Annotated in this window: 11 protein-coding genes; all 11 read right to left on the reverse strand. The window is 31.1% G+C overall.

The genetic code is table 11. The features are described from left to right. Positions 1–8: 8 nt before the first annotated feature. A complete protein-coding gene (gene rseP / locus J3477_RS00815) occupies positions 9–1,019 on the reverse strand; it encodes an RIP metalloprotease RseP (RefSeq protein ID WP_206867667.1) in 1,011 nt (336 codons plus the stop codon). 11 nt (positions 1,020–1,030) lie between these two features. After that, complete coding sequence (gene dxr / locus J3477_RS00820; protein WP_206867668.1) at positions 1,031–2,185, reverse strand: 1-deoxy-D-xylulose-5-phosphate reductoisomerase; 1,155 nt, start codon at positions 2,183–2,185, stop codon at positions 1,031–1,033. After that, on the reverse strand, positions 2,182–3,153 hold the full coding sequence (locus tag J3477_RS00825; protein WP_206867669.1) for an AI-2E family transporter: 972 nt from the start codon (positions 3,151–3,153) through the stop codon (positions 2,182–2,184). The genes dxr and J3477_RS00825 overlap by 4 nt, the downstream gene beginning before the upstream one ends. Positions 3,154–3,620: 467 nt before the next feature. After that, positions 3,621–4,415, reverse strand: coding sequence for a phosphatidate cytidylyltransferase (locus J3477_RS00830; protein ID WP_206867670.1), 795 nt, complete (start codon positions 4,413–4,415; stop codon positions 3,621–3,623). A gap of 13 nt (positions 4,416–4,428) precedes the next feature. After that, a complete protein-coding gene (gene uppS, locus J3477_RS00835) occupies positions 4,429–5,193 on the reverse strand; it encodes an undecaprenyl pyrophosphate synthase (protein ID WP_206867671.1) in 765 nt (254 codons plus the stop codon). Between the two features lie 220 nt (positions 5,194–5,413). Then, positions 5,414–5,971 carry a ribosome recycling factor gene (frr, locus tag J3477_RS00840; RefSeq protein WP_206867672.1) on the reverse strand — a complete coding sequence of 186 codons (558 nt, stop codon included), beginning with the start codon at positions 5,969–5,971 and terminating at the stop codon, positions 5,414–5,416. 11 nt (positions 5,972–5,982) lie between these two features. Further along, on the reverse strand, positions 5,983–6,693 hold the full coding sequence (gene pyrH, locus J3477_RS00845; RefSeq protein WP_183277408.1) for a UMP kinase: 711 nt from the start codon (positions 6,691–6,693) through the stop codon (positions 5,983–5,985). Between the two features lie 73 nt (positions 6,694–6,766). Further along, positions 6,767–7,681 (reverse strand): translation elongation factor Ts, encoded by a 915-nt coding sequence (gene tsf / locus J3477_RS00850; RefSeq protein WP_206867673.1) that lies wholly within the window; start codon positions 7,679–7,681, stop codon positions 6,767–6,769. A 68-nt stretch (positions 7,682–7,749) separates the two neighbouring features. After that, positions 7,750–8,451 (reverse strand): 30S ribosomal protein S2, encoded by a 702-nt coding sequence (rpsB, locus tag J3477_RS00855; protein WP_206867674.1) that lies wholly within the window; start codon positions 8,449–8,451, stop codon positions 7,750–7,752. A gap of 490 nt (positions 8,452–8,941) precedes the next feature. After that, the gene (codY, locus tag J3477_RS00860; RefSeq protein ID WP_206867675.1) at positions 8,942–9,718 is read right to left on the reverse strand and encodes a GTP-sensing pleiotropic transcriptional regulator CodY; all 777 of its coding nucleotides are present in this window, start codon (positions 9,716–9,718) and stop codon (positions 8,942–8,944) included. A gap of 218 nt (positions 9,719–9,936) precedes the next feature. Next, the gene (gene topA, locus J3477_RS00865) at positions 9,937–12,021 is read right to left on the reverse strand and encodes a type I DNA topoisomerase (protein WP_206867676.1); all 2,085 of its coding nucleotides are present in this window, start codon (positions 12,019–12,021) and stop codon (positions 9,937–9,939) included. Positions 12,022–12,034: the final 13 nt, after the last annotated feature.

A 12,034-nucleotide genomic window follows, 5' to 3' on the forward strand; every position in this document is an offset into this window, starting at 1 on the left:
ACCATCTCCTACAAATTAACTGGGAACAATATATCCTTAACTGTTACTAAAAGCATCAACAGCATAAGTAGCGAAAATCCCACAAAGTTTAGTGCACCTACAACTTTATCTGGAACTTTCTTTCTTGTTATCAGTTCAAATAATAACATAATAATCCATCCTCCATCAAGTGCTGGAAATGGTAATAGATTAAATACTGCAAGCTGAACACTTAAATAAGCTGTAAACCATATTAAAGTTACTATACCACTTTTAGCTGCAGTTCCAGTCATTTTAACTATAGTTACTGGTCCACCAACATCAGTTTTTAGGTTAGCTTTTCCTGTAAAAATTGTCTTTAAAGCAGAAAATGTTTGCTTAACCCATGAAGCTGTTCCCTTGAAGCTATACTTAACACTTTGAACAACAGAAGGATTCTCAACAAAATCATTAGTTATACCTATCATTAAAATTCCATCACTATTTTTAGTTGGTACTATACTAAAATTTTTAGTTTCGCTTCCTCTTTTTAATTGCACGTCTACAGCATTACCCTTTGACATAGCTATCTCATATGTTAAATCATCTTTAGTAAGCACTGTTGAATTATTGACTTTAGTGATTTGGTCACCTTGCATTAATCCTGCTTTAGCTGCTGGAGAATCTTTTACAACATCCTTTACAACAGGTATTGCATACCCACTATGAAATGTAAAAATACTAAATAAAACTATTGCTAGCACATAATTCATAAATGCTCCAGCAAATATTATAGAAATCCTTTGAAGTGGAGACTTTGACATGAAACCTCTATTATCATTAGTGGTTTCCTCTTCACCATACATTTTTACATATCCACCGATAGGTAGTGCCTTAATCATATATTCCGTTTCTTTGCCTTTAATACTAAAGAGTTTAGGCCCCATTCCTATAGAAAATTCATCTACCTTTACCCCATTAAGCTTCGCTAAAGTAAAATGTCCAAGTTCGTGAATTAATATTAATAAACTAAATGCGATAACCGCAAAAACTATATACACAGCAATTCCTCCTATTCATACTTTTCAAATACATAATCTCTTACTTCTTTATCCATAGCCTTTACATTTTCTAAAGTTACTTCTTTGTTGTAGTCGAACTTATTCATACATTCTTCAACAACATCTCCTATTTGTAAAAATTCAATTCTACTGTCTAAAAATAAACTTACGCAGGCTTCATTTGCAGCATTAAGTATACACGGCATAAGTTTTCCAAGCTTTCCAGCTTTAAATGCAAGGCCTAGACATTTAAAGGTTTGCAAATCTGGAGTTTCAAATGTTAAAGTGCGCAAAGTTTTAAAGTCTAAAGTCCCTCCAATATTGCTTTTCCTACTCGGGTAATTTAATGCATATTGAATAGGTAATTTCATGTCAGGAGTTCCAAGTTGCGCTATTACGGCTCCATCTTCATATTGAACCATAGAGTGGATAACTGATTGAGGATGTACAACCACCTCTATGTTGTCATAATCGCAATCAAAAAGCCAATGTGCCTCTATTACTTCTAATCCTTTGTTCATAAGGGTAGAGGAATCAATTGTTATCTTTGGTCCCATTGACCAATTAGGATGCTTCAATGCATCTTCTAAAGTAACAGTACTTAAATCTTCTATTTTTTTCCCTCTGAAAGGTCCACCTGAAGCAGTAAGTAATATTTTATCTATTTTGTTCATGTTATTTCCTTGTAGACTTTGAAAGATTGCACTGTGTTCTGAATCTACGGGAAGTATATTAACATTATTCTTTTTCGCTTCTGACATAACTAATTCACCAGCAACCACTAAAGTCTCTTTATTTGCCAATGCTATAGTTTTTCCAGCCCAAATGGCATTCAATGTTGGTTCTAATCCTATCATACCAACAACAGAAGTAACAACAATATCCACTTCTCTACAGGTTGCAACTTTATTCAATCCATCAATACCAAAGTTTACTTCTATATCATACCCTTTTTTAGTACAATAATCCAAAATTGTGTTATAAGCTTCGAAATCCGTCATAGCAACAGTCTTAGGTAAAAATTCATCTATTATATTCATAATACTTTGAGTACTTCTGTGTGCACTTATTCCAATTAATTTAAAATCATCTTTATGAAATCTTAATACATCTAAAGTTTGTGTTCCTATAGAACCAGTTGCCCCTAATATAGCTATATTTTTCATGTAAAATCCTCCTGAGTTGAACTGATTATTATGTTTTTAGCTAGAAGTATATATAGCGGTCCTGATATTATACCTATTATACCAAATAGTTTAATTCCTATATATATTGAGATAAGTGCAAGTATAGGATGTATATCTAGCTTATCTCCAATAAATTTAGTTTCAAGAATTTCTCTATTTATTTGTATTAGAATGTATAATATTACCAATCCAATGGCTATGAAATACTCCTTTAATACAATATTGTATATTATTAGTGGAATAAATACAATAATTGTTCCTACATAAGGAAGTATATCAAGCATTCCACATATAATAGCTAGCAAAAATGGTTCTGGTACTTTGAAGAAAATAAAGCCAATTAATGTTTCTAAAGTGCTAATCAACGCAAGCATTATTTCAATAGCAGCTAGCTTTTTTAGTTTCAAAATAGACTGACCTATATTATTGATTACTGATGTTGGCAAAAATGAATAGAAAACTTTCTTCAAAACAATTTCATCTACTAGTAAAAAGTAAACACAAATATTAGCAATAACATAAGATACGATACTTTCAGATGTATATGCAGCACCTTTTCTTATAATTGAACTGTCAATCAGACTACTTCCGTTATTCAATATATCACCACTACCACTTACTGCAATTAAATTAATAAAATCACCATAAAAAGATCGTAGCTTGTCTATATTTAAAACAATGTATTTTTGAAAAAGCAGAATTATATTGTTACTCAAATAAAATATAATAATAAACAAAAGTAAATTTAATACAATTATACTAAAAGCTGCAGATAATTTAAATGATTTTGTAACTTTCGAAAAAAACTTTTGTGAAGGTTTTGCCAGTAGATATAAAACAACAATATATAAGAACGGATTAAAATAGTTTTTAACTATATATGATACTAGTAAAATTATAATCAATAAAATTAGTAACTGAATTAACTTGGCGTATTCTTTTAACATTTTCATTCCTTTCTAAATCTGTATCCCTTCCAATAGAAATCTATTTTTAAAACTCTCATTGGTTCTGATGAGAGAATTTAAAATTACAATTTTTATTATAAAGAGGTACATTTGTATAAATTCTAATTCATAATTTAAATATAGATATAATTACTTTAGTTAAGTATATTAATAAAAATATAAGTATATTAATAAAAATATAAGTAAAAAGAAAAAATCGCTGAAGCGACTTTCTTCAGTGATTTTTTGCGCATCTGCCTTTCCAAGAGAATGTGAAGAAATTTTGGCGGGCCAATAAGTTCTATTTTTTACTATATAGACATAAAAACTTCTGAAATCATTGAAATATCAAGGTTCAGCTAACTAAAAAATTTTATACTTCCTATACAGCAAAAAAACTCATAGTACATTTCTGCATTATGAGTTCAAATATATGTTAAAATTCAGTTAATTTTACATAATATAATTTATATAGCTAATACAAGGTGAAGATACATGTATATTATAGTTGAAGCGAATAATATACTATCAAATCTATCAAGTATTCCACCGTGACCTGGTATAAGATTGCTATAATCTTTTATACCTACATATCTTTTTATAGAGGATGCTATTAAATCTCCAAATTGGCAGAACACCCCACATAATATTCCTATTATTATATAATGATAAAAAGGTATATTATGTATAAAAGAGTTTATAAAATATCCATAAACTGATAAAGCTAAAGTGCTGCCAACCAATCCACCGATAGAACCAGCAATTGTTTTTTTAGGACTTACTTTAGGACAAAGTTTTCTTTTTCCTAAATATTTTCCTGTATAATAAGCTACAGTATCACAAAGCCATGAAGCTAAGAATATCAACCATACTAGAAATTTACCATTAGGCATAGTATTTATCAGATAAATAAAACTAAAAAAAACACCCACGTATAAAAAACCTAGAATAGTTAACGAAACATCTATAAAAGTATATTTTGTATTAATAACCGGTATACAAAATAAAATAATTAGTGCTATTATTAGCAGATAAACTAGTTTTTCTATATCCGCGTTTATAAAGTAATAGCAAATTAAAAGAGCGTATCCAACTGGCCATATTGGATTAAAATCTTTAACTTTCATTGTTTTATAAAATTCATACATACCAATCATTGATATTAAAATTGTGAAATACTTTAAGTATACTCCACCAAGAAATATAAAAATTAGTATTGGGGCAATTATTAATGCACCTAGATATCTGTTATTCGATTTCATAATATCACCTCAGTTATTTTATGCCGCCAAATCTTCTATCTCTATTTTGATAATCGTAAATAGCTCTATGAAGATCTGACTCTGAAAAATCAGGCCAATTTATATTGGAATACCAAAACTCAGAATAAGCACATTGCCAAAGCAAGAAGTTACTTAATCTTTGTTCTCCACTTGGTCTAATAATTAAATCTGGGTCTGGCATACCTTTGGTATACATATGAGATGAAATTACTTCTTCATCAATGTCTTCAATTTTTAGTTTTCCATCTTGTATATCCTGTGCTATCTTTTTTACTCCATCTATTATTTCAGATCTTCCACCATAATTCAAAGCAAGATTCATAACTATACCTGTATTATCTTTGGTTCTTTTGTATGCACTTATTAGTTCCTTACTACATCTTTCAGGTAGCTTGGAAATATCACCAATATGATTGATAACTACGTTGCTTTTATTAAGTTCGTCAAACTCTTTCTTTAAGTATTCAACTAATAAATCCATTAAAGCACTGACTTCATCCTTTGGTCTTTTCCAATTTTCTGTTGAGAAAGCATAGAGAGTTATATACTTAACTCCCAACTTGTCACATTCTTTTATAATTTTGCGAATTGTTTCTACACCAGCCTTATGACCAATAGTTCTCGGAAGATTTCTTTCCTTAGCCCATCTCCCATTGCCGTCCATAATTATAGCTATATGTTTCGGTATATTATCATAATCTAAATCTATACTTCCATCATAACTTATAGTGCTTCTCTTTTTTAAGAAGTTAAACATAATTTTTACACTCCTATAAGAAGATTTATGACATTATTAATATTATCAATATTTTCTTCATATAAATATATTTTAAACAAATTTTATTTAAATAGAGGTGTGCCAAGTGAATTTCCAGCTTATTTTCAAATTTTCACGGTTTTATTGTAAAATTTGAAAATATAAATATTTATGCAAATTTTCACACCCATAGAGAAAAAACCTGCTAAAGAAGCAGGTTTTAAACTGTCATAATTTCTTTTTCCTTATCTGCTACCATTTTATCTATTTCTTTTACATAACTATCTGTTATTTTTTGTATATCTTCTTCAGCCTTTTTAATTTGATCCTCAGAAATTTCTCCATCTTTCTTTAAAGATTTAACTTTATCATTAGAATCTCTTCTGATTGATCTTAACGCAACTTTAGCGTCTTCTCCAGCTTTCTTAACATTTTTCACTAGGTTTTTTCTAGTTTCTTCAGTAAGTTCTGGAACTAAAAGTCTGATTATTGTACCATCATTAGTTGGATTAATACCTAAATCTGACTTCAATATAGCTTTTTCTATTTCCTTTAAAAGTGACTTTTCCCAAGGAGTAATCACAAGTAGTCTTGGCTCTGGAGCAGAAATATTAGCAACTTGATTTAAAGGACACATACTTCCATAATAGTCAACTTGAATTCTATCAAGCATAGTTGGATTAGCTCTCCCAGCTTTCATTGTCGATAACTCAGAGTGTAAAACAGTTAAAGTTTTTTTCATTTTATCTTCAGATGCTTTTATAATATCCTTAATCATCATAGACCTCCTTATTTATTACAAACTAAAGTACCAATTGTTTCTCCACATGCGGCCTTTTTTATATTTCCTGGCTCGTCAAGTCCAAACACAAGTATTGGAATACTATTATCCATACATAGTGAAGTCGCTGTAGAATCCATAACTTGAAGACCTTGTTCTAACACTTGAATGTATGATAAAGTATCATATTTTTTAGCGTCATTGTACTTATGTGGGTCTTTATCATAAACTCCGTCAACTTTTTTAGCTAAAAGTATAACATCTGCTTCTATTTCAGCTGCTCTTAAAGCTGCAGTTGTATCAGTTGAGAAATATGGGTTACCAGTGCCTGCTGCAAATATTACAACTCTACCTTTTTCAAGGTGTCTCATAGCTCTTCTTCTTATAAAAGGTTCTGCTACTTCTTTCATTTCGATTGCAGTCTGAACTCTAGTAAGCACACCTAAACCTTCTAATGAATCTTGAAGCGCAAGTGCATTTATGCATGTTGCTAACATCCCCATATAATCAGCAGTAGTTCTATCCATTCCTTCTCCACTTCTGCCTCTCCATATATTTCCGCCACCAACTACAGCACCAACTTCAATGCCCATATCTACAAGCTCTTTTATTTCACTAGCTATTCTTGTTGCTACGTTAAAATCGATTCCAAACCCATTATCACCAGCTAGAGCTTCACCGGAAAGTTTTAGTATTACTCTTCTATATTTAGCTTCCATTACACAACCTCCACCATGTAGTATATATTTATTTTTTAAAAAAAGAGAACACGGTGTGTTCTCTTTTGTTTTACTATTTTCCTTGAACTTGCTTTGCAACTTCTTCTGCAAAGTTTTCTTCTTTCTTATCTATACCTTCTCCTCTTTCATATCTAACGAAAGTATTGATATTGATTGGAGAACCAACTTCTTTAGATTTCTCTTGTAAGTATTTAGTTATAGTCTTATCGCCATCTTTTACCCATGGTTGTTCAACTAAACATACTTCTTTATAGTATTTTTGAATTCTTCCTTCAACCATTTTATCAACGATCTTTTCAGGTTTTCCTTCATTAAGAGCTTGAGCTCTGTATATTTCTTTTTCTTTTTCTAAAGATTCAGTATCAACTTGAGTCTTATCTAAGAATAAAGGATTTGCAGCAGCAACTTGCATACAAAGTTCTCTTGCAACTTCTTCTAAAACTGGGCTAGCAGTTTCACATCCTAGTTCAACAACAACACCAATTCTACCACCACCATGGATGTAGCTTTGAGTTAATCCGTTTTCAACTGAGAACTTTTGGAATCTTCTTACTGTCATGTTTTCGCCTAATTTAGCGATTAGAGCAGTTAAGAATTCTTGAACTGTTTGTTCTTCGTTGTATTTTTGAGCTACAAACTCTTCAACTGTAGCAACAGTAGTAGTTGAAGCCATTTCAGCTAACTTACCAGCAAAAGCTACAAATTCTTCGTTAGCAGCAACGAAGTCAGTTTCACAGTTAACTTCAACAATACCAGCGCTCTTCTTGTCATCTGATATGTAAGTCTTAACTATACCTTCAGCAGCAACTCTGCCTGCTTTTTTAGCAGCAGCAGCTAAACCTTTTTCTCTTAATACTTCTACAGCTTTGTCCATATCGCCGTTTGTTTCTGTAAGAGCCTTCTTACAGTCCATCATTCCAGCGCCAGTTCTTTCTCTTAATTCTTTAACAGCTTGAGCAGTTATCATGCTAATTCCTCCCTAAAATGTTAATTTAAAAGGTAAATGAAGCCTTGCTTCACCTACCCAATATATAATTATTCAGCTAATTGTTCGCCTTGTCTTCCTTCAATAATAGCATCAGCTATTTTTGCAGTTATAAGTTTTACAGCTCTTATAGCATCATCATTTCCAGGTATAACATAATCAACTTCATCTGGATCACAGTTAGTATCAACTATAGCTACTACTGGTATACCAAGAATCTTAGCTTCTGATATAGCGTTCTTTTCTTTTCTTGGATCAACAACGAATAATGCACCTATGTTAGTAGCATCTAAGTTTCTGATTCCTCCAAGATTTCTTTCTAACTTTTCCATTTCGTTCTTAAGATTAGTAACTTCTTTCTTAGGTAGAACTTCGAATGTACCATCTTGTTCCATCTTTTCGATTTCAGTTAATCTGTTTATTCTAGTCTTAATAGTGTTAAAGTTAGTAAGCATACCACCAAGCCATCTATTATTAACGAAGTGCATGTTTGATCTAGCGCCTTCTTCTTGAATAGCTTCTTGTGCTTGTTTCTTAGTACCAACGAAAAGTATATCTTTACCTTCTGTTGCTACTTCTTTAATAAAGTCATAAGCTTCTTCAACCTTTTTTACTGTCTTTTGAAGATCTATTATATATATTCCGTTTCTTTCTGTGAATATATAAGGAGCCATCTTAGGGTTCCATCTTCTTGTTTGATGTCCAAAGTGAACACCAGCTTCTAATAATTGTTTCATTGAAATAACTGACATAAAAGTACCTCCTAAATTTTGGTTGTTTCCTCCACTATCATCATATTTTTAGAGATTCCCTGAAAGGGCACCACTCTAATAATTCGATAATGTGTGTATTTTCTTACCTTAGACAGTATATCATAAGGTTTACTGTCAAGCAATATAAATTTGTAAAATTATTAATTAATATGGAAAAATTACTGAAGCGGCTTTCTTCAGTGTTTTTTTGCGCATTTGCCTTTTCTGAAAGTAGCGAAAAATCTTACAGGCGACAGACTTATATTTTTATTCTTTACATCAAATTATATTTTAAGTCGTTACTCATATTTATGAATGTACCACTTCGTAATAAAATTTATATTTTCAAATTCGCATCTCAGAACCTAGATGAGTTTTGAAAATAGATTTCGAATCGAAGTGGTACAATCTTTATCCAAAGCTATAATTGAATTATAAATTCCTAAAGAATAAAAAAATCAGGAGGAACTCTCCTCCTGATAATTATTGACTATTTTATTTTCTTTAATTCATCAAGTAATTTTTCATTAAGAATTCTAATGTGTGTTCCCTTCATTCCTAATGAACGTGACTCGATAACTCCAGCACTCTCAAACTTTCTTAAAGCATTTACTATTACAGATCTTGTTATACCAACCTTGTCCGCAATTTTTGATGCAACTAGCAAACCTTCGTTTCCATTTAATTCATCAAAAATATGTTCAACCGCTTCAAGTTCTGAGTAAGAAAGGGTTCCAATAGCTAATTGAACTACTGCTTTCTTTCTTGCTTCATCTTCAATTTCATCTTGTTTTGATCTAAGAATTTCTAACCCTACTATTGTTGCACTATATTCTACTAATACTAAATCTTCATCAGTAAATGGTTCTTTAAATCTTGCAAGTAGAAGTGTTCCTAATCTTTCTCTGTTTCCAACTATAGGAACTATTGTAGAAAGCTTGTCCGACATCATACATTCACCTTCACCATCAAAAACGCATTGTCCTTTGTTTGGAAGGTTTGCTAATGTATCTCCTATGTTTAATAGTTTACTATTATATTCTTCTGGAAATCTCTTGTCATCCAATATCTTTCTTTTCATTATGTCACATTCAAAGCTATCTGAGAATGTATATCCTAGTATTTTTCCTTTTCTACTTGATATGTACACGTTACAAGCTAATACTTCGCTTAATAATTTACAAATATCTTCGAAGGCCAAAGGTTCAGTACCGGATTTTTGCAAAATTTTATTTAACATTCTTGTTTTGTTTAGTAGAGTTGACATTAAATTCCTCCTCGTAATACCGATGTTTATAATACAGGGTTTTAATTTAATACACACATAGCACGTACCAATTTAAAATTATAAAAAAATTAAAACCCTGAAAATATTTTTCGAATTTTTTGAATAGTTTAAATTTTAAAAATTTTCACATCCAAATCTATATTAGCATACAAAAAAACTTATTTCAACAGTCTTTTCCGCTATTTCGACATATAATTCTACTTTTCATCATTTTGAACAGGAACTTTGTTGCCGCATTCTTTGTTTGTACATTCTAAATACTTACCTTTGCTTTTACTATATCTAACAACCATATGTGAATTACAATGGCTACATTTTTCTTTTGCTGGTTCATACCAACTAACAAAAGAACATTCTGGATAGTTAGAGCATCCGTAGAATTTATTACCTTTTTTGCTTTTCTTAACAACTACATTTCCATTGCAAAGCGGACACTTAGCATCGATTTCTTCAACTATTGGTTTAGTATTTTGGCAATCAGGATATCCAGGACATGCTAAGAAGTTACCAAAGCGGCCTTGTTTTATCACCATCATCTTACCACATTTATCGCATTTAACATCACTTACTTTATCTTCAATTACTACTTTTGATACTTCTTTTTCTGCCTTGTCTAAGGCTTCTTTTAGTGGTCCAAAGAATTCATCAACGATTTTTTCCCATTCTACTTTTCCTTCTTCGATATAATCAAGCTTATTTTCCATATCAGCTGTAAAATCAGCATCAACAATTTGCTTAAAGTAATCACTCATAATATTATTTACAATAATACCAAGCTCAGTTGGGAATAAATTCTTCTTTTCTCTTTGTACATATTTTCTGCCTAAGATTGTAGATATTGTTGGAACATAAGTACTTGGTCTTCCGATTCCATTTTCCTCTAGTACCTTAACAAAAGAAGCTTCAGTATATCTTGGTGGTGGTTGAGTAAAATGTTGTTTACCTAATATACTATCATAGTTTAGAACTTCATTTTCCTCTATTTCTGGAAGTAATACACTTTCTTCATCTTCATCAGTTGTATACTCGTATACTTTCATGAAACCATCAAATTTAATAGTGGAACCAGTAGCTCTTAACTTATAATCTCCATTGTTTATATCAATGGTATTTGTATTAAGAACACATGATGCCATTTGACTTGCTATAAATCTTTCCCAAATAAGCTTATATAGCTTATATTGTTCTGATGATAGATTACTTTTTGCAATTTCAGGTGTTATCTCAACTAATGATGGCCTAATTGCTTCATGAGCATCTTGTATATTCTTTTTACCTCTATATACTCTTGGACTTTCAGGTATATAACTATTTCCATAAATGTCACCAATAAATTGTAAAGCACTATCTTGAGCTTCCTTGGATATTCTTACAGAATCGGTTCTCATATATGTTATAAGTCCCACTGTTCCATATCCTTTAACTTCAACACCTTCATAAAGTTGTTGGGCAATTGACATTGTTCTCTTAGTTTGAAAGTTGAGTTTTCTACTAGCATCCTGTTGAAGAGTACTTGTTGTAAAAGGTGGTAGGGGATTTTTATTCTTTGTTCCCTTTTTAACTTTTGCAACTATAAAATCGTTTTTCTTTAGCTGTTCTATTGTTTTATTAGCTTCTTCTTCAGTAGCTATTTCAAATTTCTTCCCTTTAAGAGTTGCTATCTTAACATTGAATTTTTTATTTTTCTTTTCTAATTTTATATCTACAGTCCAATATTCTTTAGATTCAAATTTATTTATCTCTTCTTCTCGGTCACATATTAATTTCAAGGCTGCTGATTGTACTCTACCAGCACTTAGTCCCCACTTAACATTTCTCCATAGAATAGGACTTATTTCATAACCAACTAGTCTATCTAAAACTCTTCTTGCCTGCTGAGCATCGACTAAGTTTTGGTTGATAGTCCTTGGGTTCTTTATAGAATTTTTCACTGCATTTTTAGTAATTTCGTGAAATTCAACTCTACAAGTATCCATATCAGGTATCTTTAAGATATTAGCTAGATGCCAAGATATAGCTTCCCCTTCTCTATCAGGGTCAGTTGCCAAGAATATTTTATCACTTTTCTTTGCAAGTTTTTTTAGCTTATCTAATAAATCCCCTTTACCTCTTATGGTTATATACTTGGGATTATAATTATTATCAACGTCAACCCCTAGCTGACTTTTAGGAAGATCTCTTATGTGTCCCATAGATGCTTCTACAACATAATTCTTCCCTAAATATTTACTAATTGTTTTTGCCTTTGCAGGCGATTCTACTATTACAAGATTTTGACCCATTTTTTACTCCTCA

This window comes from Clostridium zeae (assembly GCF_017312485.1).
Taxonomy (GTDB): domain Bacteria; phylum Bacillota; class Clostridia; order Clostridiales; family Clostridiaceae; genus Clostridium_AR; species Clostridium_AR zeae.